The 20,965-nt window shown below is 44.6% G+C and carries 20 protein-coding genes; 16 read left to right on the forward strand and 4 right to left on the reverse strand.

What is annotated here, in order from left to right:
* The first annotated feature begins 22 nt into the window (after positions 1-22).
* From purD to ilvA, 4 genes are all read left to right on the forward strand, one after another.
* Positions 23-1,291, forward strand: a complete 1,269-nt coding sequence (gene purD, locus ACFQV5_RS00985) for a phosphoribosylamine--glycine ligase (RefSeq protein WP_379242708.1) — start codon at positions 23-25, stop codon at positions 1,289-1,291.
* A gap of 314 nt (positions 1,292-1,605) precedes the next feature.
* Entirely contained in the window at positions 1,606-2,988 is a 1,383-nt protein-coding gene (locus tag ACFQV5_RS00990; protein ID WP_379242710.1) for a sugar ABC transporter substrate-binding protein, read from the forward strand.
* A 547-nt stretch (positions 2,989-3,535) separates the two neighbouring features.
* The gene (locus ACFQV5_RS00995; protein ID WP_379242712.1) at positions 3,536-4,150 is read left to right on the forward strand and encodes an alpha/beta hydrolase; all 615 of its coding nucleotides are present in this window, start codon (positions 3,536-3,538) and stop codon (positions 4,148-4,150) included.
* Positions 4,151-4,738: 588 nt separating this feature from the next.
* Positions 4,739-6,007, forward strand: a complete 1,269-nt coding sequence (ilvA, locus tag ACFQV5_RS01000; protein WP_379242714.1) for a threonine ammonia-lyase IlvA — start codon at positions 4,739-4,741, stop codon at positions 6,005-6,007.
* A gap of 177 nt (positions 6,008-6,184) precedes the next feature.
* On the opposite strand, the gene ACFQV5_RS01005 is transcribed toward ilvA, so the two are convergent.
* Together ACFQV5_RS01005 and ACFQV5_RS01010 are read right to left on the reverse strand one after the other, a co-directional pair.
* Entirely contained in the window at positions 6,185-6,847 is a 663-nt protein-coding gene (locus tag ACFQV5_RS01005; RefSeq protein ID WP_379242716.1) for a DUF1129 family protein, read from the reverse strand.
* A complete protein-coding gene (locus ACFQV5_RS01010) occupies positions 6,816-7,178 on the reverse strand; it encodes a PadR family transcriptional regulator (protein ID WP_379243137.1) in 363 nt (120 codons plus the stop codon). The genes ACFQV5_RS01005 and ACFQV5_RS01010 overlap by 32 nt, the downstream gene beginning before the upstream one ends.
* Before the next feature lie 189 nt (positions 7,179-7,367).
* Between ACFQV5_RS01010 and ACFQV5_RS01015 the strand changes: the two genes are divergently transcribed.
* Entirely contained in the window at positions 7,368-7,562 is a 195-nt protein-coding gene (locus ACFQV5_RS01015) for a hypothetical protein (protein WP_379242718.1), read from the forward strand.
* A gap of 170 nt (positions 7,563-7,732) precedes the next feature.
* Entirely contained in the window at positions 7,733-8,560 is an 828-nt protein-coding gene (locus tag ACFQV5_RS01020; RefSeq protein WP_379242720.1) for an alpha/beta hydrolase family protein, read from the forward strand.
* Between the two features lie 136 nt (positions 8,561-8,696).
* On the opposite strand, the gene ACFQV5_RS01025 is transcribed toward ACFQV5_RS01020, so the two are convergent.
* A complete protein-coding gene (locus ACFQV5_RS01025) occupies positions 8,697-9,230 on the reverse strand; it encodes a DoxX family protein (protein WP_379242723.1) in 534 nt (177 codons plus the stop codon).
* A gap of 343 nt (positions 9,231-9,573) precedes the next feature.
* Here ACFQV5_RS01025 and ACFQV5_RS01030 point away from each other — a divergent pair, with 343 nt between their 5' ends.
* The 5 genes from ACFQV5_RS01030 to ACFQV5_RS01050 all read left to right on the forward strand — a co-directional run bounded on the left by ACFQV5_RS01030 (position 9,574) and on the right by ACFQV5_RS01050 (position 14,045).
* A complete protein-coding gene (locus ACFQV5_RS01030; protein ID WP_379242725.1) occupies positions 9,574-10,677 on the forward strand; it encodes a DUF3048 domain-containing protein in 1,104 nt (367 codons plus the stop codon).
* A 212-nt stretch (positions 10,678-10,889) separates the two neighbouring features.
* The gene (locus ACFQV5_RS01035) at positions 10,890-11,504 is read left to right on the forward strand and encodes a DUF47 domain-containing protein (RefSeq protein WP_379242727.1); all 615 of its coding nucleotides are present in this window, start codon (positions 10,890-10,892) and stop codon (positions 11,502-11,504) included.
* A 13-nt stretch (positions 11,505-11,517) separates the two neighbouring features.
* Positions 11,518-12,507, forward strand: a complete 990-nt coding sequence (locus ACFQV5_RS01040) for an inorganic phosphate transporter (RefSeq protein WP_379242729.1) — start codon at positions 11,518-11,520, stop codon at positions 12,505-12,507.
* Between the two features lie 142 nt (positions 12,508-12,649).
* Positions 12,650-13,606 (forward strand): magnesium/cobalt transporter CorA, encoded by a 957-nt coding sequence (corA, locus tag ACFQV5_RS01045; RefSeq protein ID WP_379242731.1) that lies wholly within the window; start codon positions 12,650-12,652, stop codon positions 13,604-13,606.
* 67 nt (positions 13,607-13,673) lie between these two features.
* Positions 13,674-14,045, forward strand: coding sequence for a YrhK family protein (locus tag ACFQV5_RS01050; RefSeq protein ID WP_379242733.1), 372 nt, complete (start codon positions 13,674-13,676; stop codon positions 14,043-14,045).
* Positions 14,046-14,209: 164 nt separating this feature from the next.
* Here the strand turns inward: ACFQV5_RS01050 and ACFQV5_RS01055 are convergent, their stop codons facing one another.
* Complete coding sequence (locus ACFQV5_RS01055; RefSeq protein WP_379242735.1) at positions 14,210-14,791, reverse strand: Rossmann-fold NAD(P)-binding domain-containing protein; 582 nt, start codon at positions 14,789-14,791, stop codon at positions 14,210-14,212.
* A gap of 265 nt (positions 14,792-15,056) precedes the next feature.
* Here ACFQV5_RS01055 and ACFQV5_RS01060 point away from each other — a divergent pair, with 265 nt between their 5' ends.
* The 5 genes from ACFQV5_RS01060 to ACFQV5_RS01080 all read left to right on the forward strand — a co-directional run bounded on the left by ACFQV5_RS01060 (position 15,057) and on the right by ACFQV5_RS01080 (position 20,777).
* The gene (locus ACFQV5_RS01060; protein WP_169506230.1) at positions 15,057-15,347 is read left to right on the forward strand and encodes a YerC/YecD family TrpR-related protein; all 291 of its coding nucleotides are present in this window, start codon (positions 15,057-15,059) and stop codon (positions 15,345-15,347) included.
* Position 15,348: 1 nt separating this feature from the next.
* Positions 15,349-16,110, forward strand: coding sequence for a sirohydrochlorin chelatase (locus ACFQV5_RS01065; protein ID WP_379242737.1), 762 nt, complete (start codon positions 15,349-15,351; stop codon positions 16,108-16,110).
* A gap of 20 nt (positions 16,111-16,130) precedes the next feature.
* Entirely contained in the window at positions 16,131-17,012 is an 882-nt protein-coding gene (locus ACFQV5_RS01070) for a diacylglycerol kinase (protein ID WP_379242739.1), read from the forward strand.
* A 282-nt stretch (positions 17,013-17,294) separates the two neighbouring features.
* On the forward strand, positions 17,295-18,821 hold the full coding sequence (gene rlmD / locus ACFQV5_RS01075; protein WP_379243139.1) for a 23S rRNA (uracil(1939)-C(5))-methyltransferase RlmD: 1,527 nt from the start codon (positions 17,295-17,297) through the stop codon (positions 18,819-18,821).
* 483 nt (positions 18,822-19,304) lie between these two features.
* Entirely contained in the window at positions 19,305-20,777 is a 1,473-nt protein-coding gene (locus tag ACFQV5_RS01080; protein ID WP_379242741.1) for a hypothetical protein, read from the forward strand.
* The last annotated feature ends 188 nt before the right edge of the window (positions 20,778-20,965 follow it).

The raw sequence follows: 20,965 nt of genomic DNA on the forward strand, positions 1-20,965 counted from the left end.
TCTTTTCTAATGGAGGGGAAGCATGGATATTTTAGTAATCGGTGGCGGCGGACGTGAGCATGCAATTGTATGGGCGCTGTCCAAAAGCCCCAAGGCGGGAACGATATATTGCGCACCTGGAAATGCGGGCATTGCACAGATCGCAGAAGTTGCACCCATTGCCGTCAGTGAGTTCGAACAATTAAAAAGATTTGCTCAAGAGAAGGCTGTTGAACTCGTTGTAGTTGGACCAGATGATCCGCTGGCAGACGGTATTGTGGATGTGTTCGAAGAGGCGGGTATCCCGGTATTCGGACCTCGTAAAAATGCTGCTGAAATCGAAGGTAGCAAGACATTTATGAAGGACCTCCTTCATAAATACAATATCCCGACAGCATCCTACGAGAAGTTTGATGATTTCGAACAAGCGCTATCATATTTGCGTAGCAAACAGGCACCGATTGTTGTTAAAGCGGATGGTCTTGCCGCAGGGAAAGGCGTTACAGTAGCTCGGACTTTGGAAGAGGCAGAGCAGGCGCTTCGCGACATTATGCAGTCGAAGGTATTCGGAGAAGCGGGAAGCCGTGTTGTAATCGAGGAGTTCTTGGAAGGACAAGAAATGTCCATTTTGGCATTTGTGGATGGAGAAACGGTAAAGCCGATGTCAGCTGCCCAAGATCATAAACCTGCTTATGACGGTGACTTAGGACCGAATACGGGTGGTATGGGTACCTATTCTCCGCTTCCACATATTTCAGATTCTATTATTGAAGAAGCGATCGAAACGATTATTAAACCTACCGCGAAGGCAATGGTATCTGAAGGACGTCCTTTCCGCGGCGTACTGTTCGCAGGTCTAATGATCACACCGGATGGTAAGCCGAAGACGATTGAGTTCAATGCTCGTTTCGGTGATCCGGAGACACAGGTGGTCCTGCCGAGATTGAAGACCGATCTCCTGGAAGTATTCTTGGCTGCTGTAAATGGGACGCTTGCAGACCTTACACTGGAGTGGAGCGATGAAGCTGCAGTGTGTGTGATTCTGGCTTCAGGTGGATATCCGGCTTCTTATCCGAAAGGGCTCGTTATTTCTGGACTGGATACAGAGGATTCATCATCGATCGTGTTCCATGCTGGAACTGCGCTGGATGGGGAAGGCAGAATGATTACAAATGGCGGACGTGTACTTGGTGTTGTGGGACTAGGTTCTGATATAGCAGCAGCCCGTGCCAAAGCGTATGAGCGTGCTGAGAAAATCACATTCGAAGGCAAACAATTCCGTACAGACATCGCGGCTAAAGCGTTGATCTGAAACGGCACTTTCGCAGGATTTGTGGCTTTATTCTCTTATTCTAAATCGTATATTATTTTGTGATCTATGAAGGCCTGCATTTTATGCAGGCCTTCTGTGTTTATATAACTACGATGAAAAGCGCTAAAGTTGTAGACGAATTGTCAACATTTGGGTAATATTATGTGGTGCGTTCAGAAGAACATGCGCTTACTGTTGATGATATAAGTAATCCACGGCTTTCCTAGAAAGATTGGTTGTATAGGTACTTGAAACTGCTGTACTTCCGAGTATTCTAGTGTTTTTTTGTGCTATGGAGAGGGGGAACGATAGGAATGAGAATAAATAAGGTGATTGCATTTATTACAACGTTGGTTATGATATTATCAATTTCCGCTTGTGGTGGGAAAACAGCTGGTCCAGATAACGTACCACCAGCAGCCGTTGATGTTCCAGGAGGAGCCAATACTCCACCTCCGCCAGATCAACCAGATGGAGCTAAAACCGCCCCACCACCAGACCAATCAGGAGCTAAAACTCCACCGCCACCTGATGCAAATGGACCGGAATTCACTGCTGAAGCAGGTGCAAAGCTGGTTGTCTGGGAGAATAAAGGTGAGCAAGTTTTATCGGATGACTTCGTAAAGGAATTTGCTGATAAATATGGTGTCGAAGTCATCCGGGAAGAAGTAGAACTTACAGAGCAAGGAGATCGATTGACACAAGAGGGGGCATCTGCCGCAGATGTTGTTATGCTCTCTACCAGGGAGCTGGGGAAAGCCGTAGAAGCCGGACTTGTGCTGCCAAACGATACATTTGAAGTGGAAACGAGAAGTAATAATGTGTCTGCAGCGGTTCAAGGTGTATCTTATAAGAGAACGTTATACGGATACCCTCTTGCCGCAGAAACGTATTTGCTGTATTACAACAAAACTTTGCTCCAAGAAGCACCGAAATCTTTTGAAGATGTCATTGAATTTAGTAAGAAGTTCACGGATAAGTCAAAAGAGCGGTACGGATTAATGTGGGATATAGGAAATATATATTATAGTTATCCTTTCCTTGTATCCAGCGGCGGGTACATCTATGGACAGGATGGCACAGATATAAACGATATTGGATTGAACAGCCCAGAGGCTCAGAAGAGTATGGAGATATTGGCCAGATTAAAAGAGGTTCTTCCTGTTAAGACAGATAAGATCACGAAGGACTTTAAGGGCAGTCTGTTTACTTCTGATAAATTAGCCATGGATATTAATGATTTATCAGTACTTGGCGAGTATAAAAAGGCCATAGGTGAGAACCTAGGTGTTGCTCCGATACCCGTGATCGGCAAATACAATGCTATATCTTTCTCAGAGATTAAGGCTTATTACGTGAACGCAAAAAGCCAGTATCCCAACGCAGCACGTTTGTTTGCTCATTTTGCGTCAACGAAGGAAATGCAGCTTCAACACAGTGAGCGAACTGGAGATATTCCGACAAATAAAGAGGCACAGGCATCTGATCAGATTAAGAATGATCCATATCTATCAATCTTCGCCGAACAGTTGAACACCTCTCATGCCGTGCCATCTCTTCCTGAGATGGACAACGTATGGGAGCCTGTAGGTGCGGCGCTTACGGAGATATGGGATAACGATAAAGATATCAAAGCGGCATTGGATGATGCAGTGAAGCAGATTAAAGAACGGAACATAGCTAAGATCGCCAAGTAAGTAGCATCTAGGCTCTCATTATTCGAGATAGACCAAAGACTAGTTACAAGAACAATGATCTCGATACAACAAGAAGCACAATAATGAGAGATAGTTGTACACAGCAACCTAGGAGTAGAGTGATAGATAGGCGCAGTGCGGATGCCCTGTCACATGAGGGATGTCTGCATAATTATATTGATAGTGCTGTGAGAAAGGATACAGTTCCTACTGATATGGAATATTATCTAAACGAAATGATATTTTTTTGTGAAAACACCCAAAAATCAAGCTGACAGAGCGTTTATCTTTTGATATAATAAGGGAGTTACGGGGGAACACGTACGGTATTTACAGATTAGATATATAGAAGAGAGAAGGCCTTCCAATCATTTGGAGGGCCTTTTCCTATGACTAAGCTAGATTGCTTTGTAAGCTGGGGTTGTATTTTTCAGCAGTTGTGGTAATATAGATTAAAGAATCTTAATTTAAAGATAGTGTTATTCCGTCAAGTCTTTAATTCTAATATAGCCCCTATAGAGGGCGAGTTAAAAAGGAGATGTTAATTATGGAACATCATCATATTTATCGACAAGGGTCATCGTCCGATGCCCCAACCTTGCTGCTTCTTCATGGTACGGGAGGTAATGAGCAGGATCTTTTGCCACTGGCTGATATGATTTCACCTTCCTCCAACGTGCTAGGTGTTCGAGGAAATGTATCGGAGAACGGAATGCCGCGCTTCTTTAGAAGACTGGCTGAAGGTGTGTTTGATATAGAGGATTTGATCCAGCGTACTAAGGATCTGAAGGATTTTATTGATGAAGCTGCAGAAAAGTATGGCTTCGACCGGAACCGCGTCGTTGCGGTTGGGTATTCGAATGGCGCAAATATTGCAGCGAGTCTGCTCTTTCACTATAGTGATGCACTGCAGGGTGCGGTTCTTCACCACCCAATGGTACCGCTGAGAGACAAGGAGCTGCCGGATCTTTCTGGTGTGCCTGTGTTTATTGCAGCAGGTAAGCGTGATATGATGTGCCCTCCGAAGGAGTCGGAGGATCTGAACTCACTGCTGAGCGAAGCGGGAGCTGACGTGCTCCTCCACTGGGAGCAAGGCGGGCATCAGCTGAGCCGTACAGAAGTGGAAGCTGCAGCAGTATGGTTTAAAGAGAAGTTTGCTTAAGAAATATTCAGCGGGATATATTGCAAGGGATGACTTATTGTATAAGTCATCCCTTTTTGTGCTGTGAGAAAGAGTGTGCGTATTGAGAGAAAGAGAGACGTGTCGAGAGAAAGAGTGGACGTGTCGAGTGAAAGAGTGAACTTGTTGAGAGAAAGAGAGTTTAGATGCGCGGATCGAGGGGATACAAAACGACGTGAGTCGTGGAAGCACAGGGTGCATCTTTAGGAGAGTTCGCGGACGGACGATTCGTTATTTTAGCCATAATGGGCGATTTGAGAACCTTAACGGACAGAGGAGCCGTTATTACCTGTAAACTGAGTCGATTTAGGCGACTGATTAATGAATAGCGGATCCTGAGTCCTCCTAGTGCCAATAATGCGCTATATGTCATAAATAACGGATCGTGTGTCCGCAAAAAATCCTGTAGGCAAAAAAGAGCAAACAACCCTACACTCCAAATACCAAGAATAGGGTGTGGATGAGAAATCACCCAAGAATTTTCTGCAAAAAGTGATACAATAGGATAAATACAAGTTCAAGGGTAGACGGAAGGCATCCGCCACCCGGGCGGCGAAGTGGAGTGAGAATATGAAGGAAACGCAAACTCAGAAAAAGACAGTTGGCATGGAAGACATCGTACGTGCTCACCATGTGCTGCGAGAGGTGATCATTCGGACACCGCTACAGCGAGATGCGGTACTTTCTGCCAAATACGGTTGCAATGTATACTTGAAGCGTGAGGATTTACAGGTTGTCCGGTCCTTTAAGATCCGGGGTGCCTATAATATGATCCGTAGTTTAAGTGATACGGAACTTGCAGCAGGCATTGTGTGTGCAAGTGCTGGGAACCACGCGCAAGGTGTGGCTTTCTCTTGCAACGTTCTGAATATCCACGGCAAAATCTATATGCCAAGCACAACGCCGAATCAAAAGGTGAAACAGGTCAAGCGATTTGGCGGGAGCAGCGTGGAAGTTATTTTGACGGGCGATACATTTGACGATGCCTATGATCAGGCGATCAAAGCATGTAAAGAACAAGGGATGACATTCATCCATCCGTTCGATGAAGCCCGCATCATTGCCGGAAACGGGACGATTGGGATGGAAGTTATGGAGGAGATTGATTCTCCAGCAGATTATATGTTTGTAACCATTGGCGGGGGCGGCCTCGCTGCGGGTATATCTACTTACGTCAAAACCGTCAGCCCGATGACGAAGATTATTGGTGTAGAACCGCTTGGTGCAGCTTCCATGATTGAAGCGAAAGAACGCGGGGAAGTTGTTACACTGGATGAGATCGACAAGTTCATTGATGGTGCCGCCGTCAAAAGAGTCGGTCAGCTCACCTACGATATTTGTAATGAACTTTTAGATGACATTGTCATGGTGCCAGAAGGTAAGGCGTGCACTACCATTCTGGAACTGTATAATGAGAATGCGATTGTGGCGGAGCCGGCAGGGGCGTTAGCTGTAGCAGGGCTTGATCTATACCGAGATAAAATTCGGGGTAAGAACGTAGTCTGCGTCATCAGTGGCGGTAATAATGACATTGACCGGATGCAAGAGATTAAGGAACGCTCCTTAATCTATGAAGGATTGAAACATTATTTCATGATCAACTTCCCACAGCGTGCGGGGGCCTTGCGAGAATTCCTGGAGGAAGTGCTGGGACCGAATGATGATATTGCACGATTTGAGTATACGAAGAAACATAACAAAGAGAATGGACCGGCACTTGTCGGAATCGAGCTTATGCATCCGGAGGACTACGGCCCGCTAGTCGAGCGTATGAACCGGAAAGGCTTGGATTATACAGAACTGAATAAAAATATGAACCTGTTCAATTTGCTGATATAGTATCCGAATTGTCTGAACTTGTTCATAACGTGTAAGAAGCCTGCGATCTATTTCATAGAATGCAGGCTTCTTATATTAAACCCGAGCGTTACTTACCGGTTGTTGCTCGGAGCTGATTTTCCTTTGGTGTTTTTCTACCTGAGCCGTTAATTTGCAGCCGCTCCTGCTTTCATAGGGTCATTTTCGTGAAAATAATACCTTGGTTCCAATAAGGCCAGCGATGAAGAGCACTAAGCTTAACCAAGGCGGGATCACTAGAACTGGAAGAGCTCGGCCAAGCCATACTCCGGCAACGAGAATAACAACGACTACTGCTGTATAAATGCCAATGCCGCGAAGATGGATTTTACGTGTGTTCTCTTCTGGTTGAAAGGCTTCTCGATTTATTCGATTCATAATAAGCTTGATCAGAATGTAAGAACCACCGGCGATAAGTATAAGGGTAGATATTCTTACTTGAGATACATTTTCTACAGAACCACCAGTCCACACTGTAATGAAACCTATAAGGGCTTGGGCGAAAAAGAACCAGGTTAGCGCAACCCAGGGAATCATCAGATGGACTTGCATCTGGCTAATACCCTTAAGCTTTGGCAAGTTCTCTACAAGCTCAGCGCAATAAGCAGCTGGATCACTTCCGAATATATCTTCTGCACGCTTGCCTTTGCTCTGAGCATCCAGAAGATGCTGACCCATCTCCAGCAATAGCTCTTCTCCCCGCACTTGATTTACGGGACTTGTACGAATATAAACGACCATATCCTCGTAATATTTCAAGTTGGCAGGCGTCATTTGTTCCTGCAGACGATTATTCTCCCGTATCATCTGTTTGATCTTCATTTATTCGCTCCTCACTGTTCAAAATATGATCCACACTATACTTAAGGTTGCCCCAATGCTGTTTAAAAAGAGACAGTGAAGCCTGTCCTTTCTCCGTTAGAGTGTAATATTTCCGAGGGGGTCCACCAGAACCGGAATCTGAACGGAGCGTGCCGTCAATTAATTGCTCTTTCTGCATCCTCAGAAGAAGAGGATAAATGCTGCCTTCACTTACGAACGTCAGGCCGCTCTGTGCAAGAAGGGTACTCAGCTCGTAACCGTACACTTCCCGATTTTCCATTAGCGATAGGATACACCCCTCTAAGATTCCTTTTAGCATCTGGGTTTGCATCGTCATGAGAATCTCCTTATATTCAAGTAACTTGCATTACAATATAGGTTACATGATACTATATTGCATTGCAAGTTACTGTGAGTAAAGAGTGAACCTTTTGTCAAAAGCGAATAATCCACTGTTCGGATCTAAACAATATAAGCATTCTTTAATCAATCAAGTAAACATGAAAGGGGGATTATTCGTATGACACACGAGGAACATATCCGAAATGCAGCTGCAGATGAAGAACAAGTTCAATCTGGTTTGGGAATTAACAGTGTCATGAGGAACCAAGGGACATCTGTTGCAGCTAACCCACCCGTAGAGGAATCGGAAGCGGAGCAGTGGATGAGAGGAGGAATGGAGACATATTCCATGTTCCTTCAGAGCTACGATTAAAGAGGATACGGATAAGCTGACAATGAGCCTACCGTTATAACCAAACATCATTTCCTTATTTCATTGACAACAAGTATAGGTGATGCTAAGATAATTCCAATAATTCATATTAAACTTATCGGAATTATATAGTATTAGATATACGGAAAGTCATTTGGGGAGGAATGAGCATGGAGCGGCAAATTATAATCCGGCATCATCAGGAGGAGCTAACGGCAAGCTTACATTATCCGTCTAATGACGGACAACAGGAAGGTCAATATAATCGCGTTCCACTTGTTGTCATCTGCCACGGTTTTGTGGGGAGCCGAATTGGAGTAGATCGCCTGTTCGTGAAGACTGCAAGGGAACTTGCAGAGGATGGCTATATGGTTGTTCGCTTCGATTATATAGGCTGCGGGGAAAGTTCCGGGTCTTATGGAGCTGAGGGACTTGAGTCCATGATTGCCCAGACTCGTTCTGTACTGGATTATGCGCTTAGTTGCAATGATGTTGATCCTACCCGAGTGACACTCATCGGTCACAGTCTGGGTGGAGCGGTTGCTCTTCAGACGGCAGTTCGAGACCGGAGGGTCAAGAGTCTTGTTCTATGGTCTGCTGTAGGTTACCCATTTAATGATATTGTGACGATCACTGGTCGTACGGTATATGATGAGTCTGTGAAGTCCGGCAAATCAGATTATTTGGGATATGAATTCACTAGGACGTTTTTCGAATCGTTAGCAGCGGGACAGCCATTTCAGGAGGCGATAAAGTTCTCAGGTGATGTTCTTGTGATCCATGGAACTTCCGATGATATTATCCCTGTTGATTATGCATTCCTATTTCAGAAAGTGTTCTGGATGCGTTCGGAAGGTCGATGCGATAAAGAGATCATCTTTCAAGGAGATCATACGTATTCGGCAGGACCGCAGCGTGCTCAACTGCTGAAGCGGACGCGGGAATGGTTAAATGAACTCGATCGCAATCAGCAAGAATGGCAGCACTGGATCATATAATATGGGCTATACATGAATAAGACCTCCATATCACCTATACTCGGGTGACATGGAGGTCTATTCTTTTATCGTTCTGTTTGTTGTATTCGTATGGTTTCTCTATATATGGAACATTGGCTTTTAAAAATGATTTACTTTAGGCTGTTCTATGCTTATTGAATGTTTTCCGTTCGCCTTGGTGTGTCTTATGTCCGTCTTTCTTGAACAATCCGCGAAGGTAAGGGAGTACATAGCGATCGAGACCGATTTTTCCGGCATTAGCGGCTGCGACGATGATTAAGACTTCAAGCAGCAACATTTGTGCGTTGGTGCTCACGGTACCCGAGAAGAGGAACGCTGCGTTCATAACAAGTCCCATCAGTGCGGCAAAAGTAGTGAACGTTCCGAGAATAAGTCCGAGACCAACCAGAAATTCGCCAAGCGGTACGATGAAGTTGAATGCTTTTGCGCCTGGAAGTGCGACATTTTCTAGAAATGCAGCCCACCAGCCTTGTACTGCGGGATGATCGCCTGTCGATTTTGCAATGGCTCCTTGCAGGAACCCTGTGGTATCAAATCCACCCATCAGTTTGCCCCAGCCTGCAGTCAACCATTGGTATCCAACATAGACGCGAATTACGGTCAAAAGCCACATTGCGATTTTGTTCTCTCTTAGCCAAGTGTTAAACATATGAACCACTCCTTAAATAATTTATATAATTTTAGGTTATTTCCGTTGTGTGAGGAGCTTCTTGTTGTTATGTAAGATGATCATCTCTTTCATGTCTTTATTATAAGTGAAAAAAATCACATACATGTGTGATTAAAATCACAAATTTTAAATAATTATTTAAATAATTTTTTAAGTAAAATTTGAGGTGATTTTAGCCATGAATACAATCCTAGTGTTTTTCTGAGCATTTACGACAGACAAAAAATATGTTTTATGATTAAATGTAAAATATAGCAAATGTCGATAAGCCAAGCTTTTATGAAATATGAATTGGGAGTGTTATGAATTAGGGGGAAGCAATATGTCGAATAAGAGTAAATCGGTATGGAGGACAAGTGTCTTAACGATGACGGCATTATTCATGCTGTCTGCATGTGGTGGGGAGAAAAAAGCAGAACCTGTCGTTCCGGAAGTGCAGGCTCCGGTAGAATCACCGGTAGAGGCACCACCTGAGACACAATCCGCTGCATTTACCGCACCCCTTACAGGGATGCCGCTTGAGGAAGCATCTAACCGGAGACCGTTAGCTATTATGATCAACAACGCGCCTGCAGCACGGCCGCAGTCGGGTCTCAGCAAGGCCGATATCGTATATGAAGTGCTGGCTGAAGGTGGCATCACGCGCCTGATTGGTATTTTCCAGAGTCAGACGGATATTGAGAAGATTGGGCCTATTCGCAGCATCCGGCCTTATCTGATTAATATAGGGGAAAGTTATGGCGGTGTACTTGTTCATGCAGGTGGTAGTCCTGAAGCGTATTCTATTATAAAGAATCAAAGAAAACAGGATTTGGATGAGATCGGAAATGCAGGGGCATACTTTTGGCGTGATAAAGATCGCAAGGCTCCGCACAATCTGTACTCGAGCGATGAGAAGCTTCGTGAGGGAGCGGACAAGTACAAGTACTCAGAGGAAGTAACGATACCGCAGTACACTTTTATTAAGGAAGAGACAGGGGAAGCTGAGGCAAGTGATTCAGCTGCAGAGATACGAGCTGGTGAACCTGCTGCGAAAGTAGACATCACTTTTTTGCTGAAAAATTATGTCGTGGGATATACCTATGATCCAGAGTCCAAGCTGTACCAAAGATCTATTAATGGTGAACCGCATATTGATCTGAATGACAATTCCGTGCTTACCGCTGCTAATGTTGTTGTGCTTGGAGCGAATCACAAAGTGCTTGATGATGTCGGGAGATTGTCGGTCGATATTAACACGGGCGGGGAAGCCATGCTGTTTCAGCAAGGAAAGATGATTAAAGGACAGTGGGTTCGTTCTGAAGGAGATGCCATTCGTTTTATGAAAGACGGCAGCGAGGTTCCTTTAGCAACAGGCACGACATATTTTAATATCGTCCCAAATAGTCCTGAATTTGCAACACATGTGACCGTAACGAATCCTTAATTCCGCTTAATTGGGATAAACAACACCGAAGCGGGTAATGTAAAGTCATAGTGTTAAAAAACATACCTGAGCTACACCCTTTTAAATGTACGAAATTGATGATTTTAAGCAATCGTTTATGTACACCGCTTCTTAGGATGTGATAAGATAGTCAGGGTTGTCTTTCCTTTCATTTCGACGTTCTTGGCAATTTTACGTAAAGGGGTTAGAGTATGAAATTGAAGAAAAAGGATATATTCTTTCAGACTTTGGAGAATATGGCCGACACAATCGTGCAAGCAGCAGATTATTTCTCACAGCACGTTTCTAATCTAAAAGATGTCACAGAATTTGCTAATGAAATGAAAAAATTTGAGTCTCAGTGCGATACATATACGCACACGATCATTACTGAACTCAACAAAACATTTATTACGCCAATTGAACGCGACGACATCATGGATCTGACAACCAGCATGGATGATGTAATGGATGGTCTCGAAGCCACTGCATCCCGATTTTATATGTATCAGTTAGGACAACCTGACGAGTATATCGTACAGTTTGCCGAGATTTTGCGTCAGTCTTCGTACGAGATACAAAAGGCAATTCACTTGCTATCGCAAAAGAAATTACTGGCTATCCGTGAGTACACGATTCGCCTGAATGATCTTGAGAACCAAGGTGATGAATTGCTTCGTATTTGTATCAAAGAACTATTCGCTAAGGTATCTGATCCGATTGAACTGATCAAACGTAAAGAAATTTACGAACGTCTCGAAACTACCACGGACACTTGCGAAGACGTGGCAAATATGCTCGAATCCATCATTATGCGTAATTCGTAAGGGGTCCTGAACTATGGATACAACTATGCTCGTATTAGGGATTGTCGTATTTTTGGCACTCGCATTCGACTTTATTAACGGGTTTCACGATACAGCGAATGCCATTGCAACTTCCGTTTCGACAAGGGCCCTAAAGCCGCGGACGGCGATCATTATGGCAGCGTCGATGAACTTTGTTGGTGCAATGATGTTTACTGGCGTAGCAAAAACGATCGGCGGAAGTGTAGCGGACCCGACAACACTCGACAACGGGATTGAGGTTGTTATTGCAACCCTCATTGCCGCAATCATATGGAACTTGGTGACTTGGTGGTTCGGAATTCCGTCTTCTTCTTCGCACGCGCTGATTGGTGCTTTGGCAGGGGCCGTATTTGTGGGAGCGGGCAGTGATAAACTGAACTATTCCGGATTTACTGATATTGTGCTTGCACTCATTCTATCGCCTATCATCGCTTTTGTGGTTGGTTATCTGATTATGCAGCTGCTTAAAGTGATATTTGCCAAAAGAAGTCCGCATACGGTAAACAAAGGTTTCCGTTCCATGCAGATTTTCACGGCGGCACTCCAATCTTTCACGCATGGTACGAACGATGCGCAGAAAGCGATGGGGATTATCACATTTGCACTCGTGACCTCGGGTCAGCTTTCTGAAATGGAAGTTCCGCTCTGGGTTAAAATATCTGCAGCTACTGCGATGGCGCTTGGTACTTCAGTAGGTGGATGGAAGATCATCAAAACCATGGGTACTAAAATATTCAAAATTGAGCCGATTAACGGGTTTGCAGCCGACTTTACAGGGGCGACTGTTATTTTCTCGGCTACATTGCTTCATTTGCCAATCAGTACAACCCATGCCATTACATCCGCTATTCTCGGTGTTGGCTCAGCCAAACGCTTCTCGGCGGTTAAATGGTCTCTAGCGGGTCGTATTGTGGTGACTTGGTTTATAACGATTCCGATCACAGCCATACTTGCAGGGATTATCTTCAAGATTTTATTTTAGAATTTTGTAACACCTAGACATATAGATAAGATAGTTGTGGAGCCAATCATATAAGATTGGCTTTTTTTGTTTAATATAGAATAGAAGTAGGGATGATGAGAGAAACAAGGGATGAGGACCCAGGAAGTGGAGGGCAGAGTATATGATACGAACGTTAGCGGTTACTCGAAGCCATGAGGCGATTATCGGTCTACCTTTGGAAGAGATGAAGATGGAGGAATATGAATGGGTCTGGGTTGACTTTGTTGCTCCTACACCGGAAGAATCTCGAATGCTAGAGACATATTTTCATTTTCATCCCCTTGCTGTGGAGGATTGTCTCCATGTATTGCAAAGACCGAAGCTCGATTATTACGATGATGTACAGTTTCTTGTTCTGCATGCACTGGATCCGAATACTCTCCAAGCGGTAGAGGTTGATTTCTTCCTGTCTCCATCTTTGCTTGTGTCTTTTCATATGGAACCTTTGAGTGAAGTGGAGGATGCGTGGGAACGGGTGTCAGAGAGTGTGAAGAAAAGAGCTGTGAAGGCGAATGGAGCTACGTTTTCTGCGTATACGGTTATGGATAAATTGGTGGATCAGTATTTCCCCAGCCTGTTTGCGATCGAAGATGAACTAGCGGAGATTGAGAGCAAGGGCGGTAATGAATCCGTAGAAGACTTGATGCAGCAGGTGTTTGCCATACGATCCAAGCTTCTAAAGTTAAGACGGACAGTGGTACCTATGCGGGACCTGCTGTACCGGGTTGTCAACTCTCAACATGTGCAGAAGCATGGACATCACGCTTATTTTTCCGATATCTATGATCATTTACTGAAGCTAACAGATATGATTGAGGCGGATAGAGAAATGACATCGGATCTGAGGGACAGCTACATTTCTTTAAACTCCAACCGGATGAACAATATTATGAAGACACTGACGGTGATTACAACGATCTTTATGCCGCTTACGTTGATTGCTGGGATATACGGAATGAATTTTGATGTGATGCCGGAATTACATTGGCGTTTTGGATATGGGATGGTGCTTCTACTGATGTTTCTGCTCGGGGCGGGTATGGTGTTATGGTTCGTTCGCAGAGGTTGGTTTAAATAGATAATGGGGTCATTTTCGATTCACTCCTTCTTTATCGGGTAAAACGAGACATAGGGAGGATTAGACGATGATCAATAAGGCTCGAAGACATTTCAAAGGAAATCGTAAGCATCGATCAGGTGAGCCTCTACGTTCTAGAATGCTGCGAAGAGTAATTCAGAACACCAAACGAAAAAGAAGATTAACCGTGACTAATCGATATGAGACCGGCATGATCTTAAGCGAGATTGTGACGGGTTTGTTGTTTATATCAGGTAGTATACTGATGTTTTATCCCAACATGCGAAGCATTCCGACGGTATTGTATCTTATCGGCAGTATTATGATGCTGCTAAGATCCGGACTACGTGCATCCTATTGGTTTCGCCTTAAATCCCTGGATCATGATACTCCGGATGGGAATGAGGGAGCCACCGGGGGCGGAGATTGGAGCCGTTAATGATTTACGGTTGGATATATGTAATGAAGCACGGAATAGGCCAATCGAAACGGAAGGTCTATGACAGCCTTCTGTTTCGATTGGCCTATGTCCTGTATCAGTCTTGGCTGCTGTGCCATAAGACTTCATAACCTACGCACGGACCTATGGATAGAGGAATCTATTTAATAGCGTCTACGCTTCTGTCCTCTTTTTGAGGGTCTGCGTGAACCGGAGCGACGTTTAGCAGATGAGGAACGCCGTTTTTTTGGATGATATCCGCTACTATAGGAATCGAGCGATTTCGGGGAAGACCCCTTACCTTTTTTACCAAAAACACCGGTTAAAACTGACATCATGGGGGCTAGCTGCTGGAAACCTTGCATAACTTTCTGGACTTTGCCCACGTTTGCAACCAGACCGTCAATGCCGCCCATTTTCTCAATGATTCCTTTTACATCAAGGTTACTGAGGTTAAGTCCTCCGAGTAAGCTTGCTAAACCACCGGAACTGCTGCTCGAAGGAGCAGGAGCGACCGCCGACACAGGAACCGGATAGTTTCCTCCATACTCTGGTGAACCTTCGAAGGAGGTTATTGGAGGCTCTGCCGAATTGGAATAAGGAGAGAAACCGGAAGAATAATCCCCTTCTGTCGGAAAGTCAGCATATGGATTAACACCTGGATAAGGCGATGCAGGCGGCAATTCGCTGATTGCCCGCTGATTAGAGGGGCGGCGATGGTGGTGATAATGATAATGACCTGACATGTTTATCACTTTCCTTTGTTGTATGGTTTACTATACTGTATGAAATAGGCGGGCTAATGGATTAGGCTTATGCCCGTGTTTACGGGATAGGAGCGGAATCGGGCGGGTGCCTAAGAGGGAAAGTTTTTATTTTGATAGATTATTTTGACATAAAATTGTAAATGATATAGTCGTCCTGTAGTGCGTGAAATCGTTAATGCTTGAAAAGAATGCTTCTGCTCAGGTACAATGAAGGGGCGTACAAGTAACGGTAGGGGATGATCCAGTGCAGTTAAAGAAACTAAATGATAAAAGCATCGATCAATTATTTGAAGCAGTTCTGACTTTAAAGAGTGTAGAGGAGTGTTATGTATTCTTCGACGATCTCTGCACCGTCAATGAAATCCAATCTTTGTCTCAGCGGCTGGAAGTCGCGCGTATGCTCGGCAAAGGATCCACATACAACCAGATTGAAGCAGAAACCGGGGCAAGCACAGCTACCATCTCACGTGTGAAGCGTTGTTTGAACTATGGTAATGACGGATATAAAATGACGCTGGAACGCTTAGGGCGCTAAAATGAAGTTTGGAGTGCTCGTTATCAGTCATGGCTCCAGAGAAGAGTCGTGGGTAATGCTTGTGGACGAAGCTGTTAAGGAGCTAGCTAACCATGTGGATGTACCGGTAGTGGCTTCATATTTGGAGTTAGTCGAAGGTCGCCTCATTCAGGACGGTATATTTGCATTGGAAGACCAGGGTGTCACGGACATGCTGGTTATTCCATTGTTTGTATCTTCGGGCAGCACGCATGTCGATGAAATAGCATACGCTTTGGGTGTAAAGGCTGTTCCTGATAAGGAAACGGACCTTGAACCGTTTGAGGTGAAGGCATGTGTTCATTTTGGCACACCGTTCGACGACGATCCAGATGCTGCTGTTATGGTATGGGATAAGGTTCGTGAGCTGTCCGTAAAACCTTCGAACGAAGTGGTTCTGCTGGTTGGCCATGGCAGCCGTCATGAGTTGTTTCGCGCCCGCTGGGAACGGGGTATAAGTTCTTTAGCTAAGCGCGTAGCGGAAGTGAGCGGGTTGTCCGCGGATGCTGCACTACTGAATCCCGGGAATATTCGGGAAAAGGCAGTAGAGTGGGAGGAGCGCGGCTACGAGGTGATCGTGGCTCCGCTTTTTTTAAGTGAGGGATATTTTACAGAAAAGGTGATCCCGGAGCGGCTTGAGGGGATTTCGTGTCGTTATTCAGGCCGAACATTGTTACCCCATCCGCTGCTTCCGCAGTGGATGCTGCGCCAGGTTCATACTCTTCTGGAACCCTTGAAATCATGAGTACAGGTGGCGTATCGTAAATGAGAAAAGCGCGATTAATTTATAATCCCACCTCTGGGCGGGAGGAAATGAAGCGGCGACTTGCCGATATACTGCAGCGCTTGGATAGCGCGGGTATAGAGACCTCTTGTCATGCGACAACCGGTGAGGGAGATGCGACTCTCGCAGCCGCAGAGGCAGTTGAAAGAGGCTATGACCTCATTATTGCCGCCGGTGGCGACGGAACACTGAATGAAGTCATTAATGGCATGGCGGAGAAAGAGAATATACCACCACTCGGTGTGTTCCCTCTGGGAACAACGAATGATTTTGCTCGGGCGCTAGGCATTCCGAAGAACTGGGAGGATTACTGTGATTTGGTGATCCGGAATGAGACACGGCCGATTGACCTTGGTAAAGCGAATGACCGTTACTTCATTAATATTGCAGGCGGTGGCACGCTTACGGAGCTTACGTACGAGGTTCCAAGCAAACTGAAGACGATGATCGGCCAGTTGGCATATTATCTGAAGGGTTTGGAGAAAATGGTCAGTCTGACGCCGCAGGAGCTTATCATTAAGGCGAGCGGCCAGGAGACGATTCACGATGAGTTCATGGTATTCCTTATCGCGAATAGTAACTCGGTTGGCGGCTTCGAGAGGCTTGCTCCCGGTGCTAGCATTGATGACGGCTTGTTCGACGTTATTGCACTCCGAAAATGTAATCTTGCAGAGTTCGTTCGTGTTGTCTCACTCGCCCTGCGTGGAGAGCATATCAATGACAAGAAAGTCATTCACTTCCGTACCGATTATATGGAAGTTGTCTCTCCTGGACCGGTAATGTTGAATTTGGACGGTGAGTATGGCGGTATGCTGCCAGGCAAGTTCCGCAATCTGCCGCATCATCTGCGGATTTTTGCGTGAGATATGAATTAGATTGAATGTCACAAGAAGCTCCCGTATAATGATGGACAGAGCTTTTCGATAAGCTCCCTTATGGGGGCTTTTTGTTGTTTATATCCGAATTTTGATTATGGATGTGTAAGACTGAGGGAATATAGATTGATATAGAGTGAATCAGTGTATGATTCGTTTAAGTTGAAAAGGATGAAAAGCGATGTATGGGAGATGAACTCCCTTAGTGCGCATGATCATATACGAGGTTTTGGCTATACAAGTTGAATGGAAAGAAGTGAACAGTACATCATGAAGAAGAACGGCAGCGGACGCGGTCCGCGACGTAATAACAAACCTTCGCCGGTGATTGCCGGACTGCCGGTGGCCAAGAACGACGAGGTGGTCATCGATATTATCGGAATGAACCATGACGGAGAAGGCGTAGGCCGTGCCGAGGGATACACGTTGTTCGTGCAAGGAGCATTGCCGGGCGAGAAGGTACGCGTGAAAGTGCTCAAGACGAAGAAGCAGTACGGCTATGGTAAGCTCATGGAACTCGTAGAAGCGAGCGACGCTCGGACTTCGGCACCTTGCCCGATCTATAATCAATGCGGCGGCTGTCAGCTGCAGCATATGGACTATGCCGGGCAGCTGGCATGGAAGCGTCAGCTTGTCGTGGACAACCTGGAGCGGATCGGGAAGCTACGGGTAGCAGGGAGAGATGCTGAGGTCGGAGCAAGTAGAGTCTCAGAGGACACAACGGATTCCGGGGCTGCTCAGGCTGCGGGTGAGGAAGGGATTATTGTGCGTCCTACACTTGGAATGAGTGAGCCTTGGCGTTACCGTAACAAGTCGCAGGTGCCGATTGGTGTGACCGAAGGCGGTCTGGTCGGTGGTTTCTACGCCCGTGGCAGTCACCGTATTATCGATATGGAGACTTGCCTGATCCAGCATGAACAGAACGACATTGTGGTAAGCCGTGTGAAAGCGATTGGTCAGAAGCTCGGTGTAACGGCGTATAACGAAGAAACCGGACAAGGCCTGCTGCGCCATGTTGTCGTGAAGATCGGCTTCGCCACAGGTGAGATGATGATTGTCCTCGTGACAAACGGTGAGCGGATTCCACGTTTGAATGAGTGGATCGCAGCTATTCGGGAGGAGCTTCCAGCGGTTGTAAGCATTTGCCAGAATGTGAACACTCGTAAGACCAATGTTATTTTTGGGGATGTTACCCGTGTCCTGTGGGGACGTGAGGTTATCCATGATTATATCGGAGACGTGAAGTTCGCCATCTCAGCTCGTTCTTTCTATCAGGTCAACCCTGCGCAGACGGAAGTACTGTATGGCAAGACGGTGGAGTATGCTGGATTGACTGGGAACGAGACCGTTATTGATGCGTATTGTGGCATCGGTACGATCTCACTGTTCTTGGCACAGCATGCGAAGAAGGTGTATGGTGTTGAGATCGTGAAGGAAGCGATTGAAGACGCACGTGCGAACGCTGCGCTTAACGAGATGAACCATGTGGAGTTCGAGGTCGGTGCATCTGAGGATGTGATTCCACGCTGGAAAGAGCAAGGGATTGAAGCAGATGTGATCGTTGTCGATCCTCCGCGTAAGGGCTGCGATCCACGTCTCTTGGAGACTATTTTGGAGATGAAGCCGGAGCGTGTGGTGTACGTGAGCTGTAATCCATCCACGCTCGCAAGGGACTTGCGTGTGCTAGAGGATGGGGGATATCGTACGGTGGAGGTTACGCCGGTGGATATGTTCCCGCATACGGTGCATGTGGAGAGTGTGGCGGTGTTGGTGAGAAATATTGTAGATAACAAATAAACCCGTGCTATTCGTAATAAACTCGTGCTAAAAATCGAATAAAGACGTGATAAAATCGGGGAAAGGCAGAGTGGAAAGGGGAAAACCCAGCTCCAACAAGCCTTTTCCTCTGTTTTTATATAAAGAAATTATTCAGATTCTAATAAAGGCGTGATAGAAAAAGTTGGGGAAGAAATCGAGAAAATGACCGTATTGTAGCATGAGTTTATTTATATGGGCTACGGTGGAATGCGGGTTTGAGGGCTGTTAATAGGTTAAAGGGAGCATATGACAACCTTTTGACAACCAATGTTCTTATTATTTGCTGAATGTAGAAACTCGCCATCCTGAGAAAAATATATTTATAATAAGCCGAATGAGATTTCAGGAATAATACCTGAGTTTTCACTCGGCTTTTAACTATATAGTGATGGCTATTTCGGAAACCTTGTTATGCTATAATATGGAAATGCGAAAGACAAATCATTCAGGGAGTGATAGATATTGGGTATAAATTATAATTTTTCATCTTTTTTGGAGTGGGAGGGTTTGCAAGAACAATATGAGTTTAAAAAGGCGTATATTCCCGAAAAGTCTATTAACATTAATAAGATAACTATATCTCGTGACGAGGAATATAATATTAAAGGATTTATATACGGAGATAATAATCCTGACTTTCATAGTAATGATGCTAAGGGCATGGCGGGACAGAGAATTAACCCTTTGGAGATAACTGGGTCTGGAAAACATGGAATTCAGCAATTTAATCTTCGTCATTGTTACATAGGAGGGGTATCAACTTCTCATAAATTAGAAAGGGATGAACAATACACTACTCAATACCAAGCAGAGTTACGTGTCTTCGAAGTTGAAAAAAAAACATCAACTGAATCGGAAGCGAATTCATTAACGGAATGGTTCCTTAATGGTCCGAATCAGGATTTCTTATTTTGTAGATCTACCGAAAGGGTTTATTCAGAAAAATATCACCTTGAACGCTCTGAACTGAAAAATAAGGAAATAAACGGAGAATCAGTTTCGCATGATCGTGATTATTTGCTGGTCGAATTAACTGATTTCAAATTTATTATTCAACAAGTGCCGAAAGAATTAGGGCCTAAATGGTCGAATAACATTGGAATTGAATATAGAAAAGAGTTTGGCAGGATACCTAACGAAAGTGAGAGAGAAGGAATAAGTGAGATAGTTAGTTTCATTTTTGGAAAACATCTCTTAAAGGTAGGGTATACAGAATACGATGAGAACGGCTACCTTTTAAAGCAAATCTCCCAGAATCCGTGGGGAAATAATGTGGTGTCAAAATGCAGGAATTCAGGGTCTTACCCTATAAAAATAGATAATTATGACAGTTGGGGGAGGGCTGAAACTCTACTGAGTGAGTTAGTTCCGAAATACCTTGAATACAGAGAAGAGCTGAACTTGAAAAATGCATTATGGAGTTTTTGGATATCAGATGATGTGCCAGTCGGGACTAATATTCCAATAATAGCAAACGCTTTAGAAATTCTAAAAAAAGGATGGTTCAAATCGAATAAATCAAAAACGAAAGGCGTATACTTGCCAAAAAGCCAATTTGATCAATTGTTGAACGAAAGTTTTGAAGAAATTGAGAGGAAATTAAGCGGGCTTGAATATGCCGATCGAATGCTTAGAAGAATGAAAGGGTCTTTTAACATGGGGGTAAATGAGAGCTTAGATTTCTTTTTTGATGAAATAGGATTACCAATTGGAGATGTGGACAAAAAAGCAATTGCAGCACGTAATGCTATGATACACGATAAACATGGCACATCAGAAGAAGCATTAGATTTGATAATTTTCTATTCTAAAGTGTATAAGACATTATTCCATAGAGTTTTCCTGAAATTGTTATCTTATGATGGGAGTTATATTGATTATTCTATTATTGGATGGCCAGAGAAGCACATTAATGAAGTAACAAATGTAAAATAATCGATTGTTGAAAACCTTGCAGGAGAAATATAAATGTTGGAATAAGAGTGTCGAAGATTGCCTCGGTTCTTTTTTTGTAAAAAAGTGCAAATATGTGTAGTGCTAAGCAATATATATTAGTGATTTACACCTAATCTCGCACTTATGTAAAATAGATAATTATGCTGTTACAGTGCATGTGGAGTGTA

It is taken from the genome of Paenibacillus sp. GCM10028914, from assembly GCF_042666275.1.
In the GTDB taxonomy this organism is placed as follows: Bacteria; Bacillota; Bacilli; order Paenibacillales; family Paenibacillaceae; genus Paenibacillus_AQ.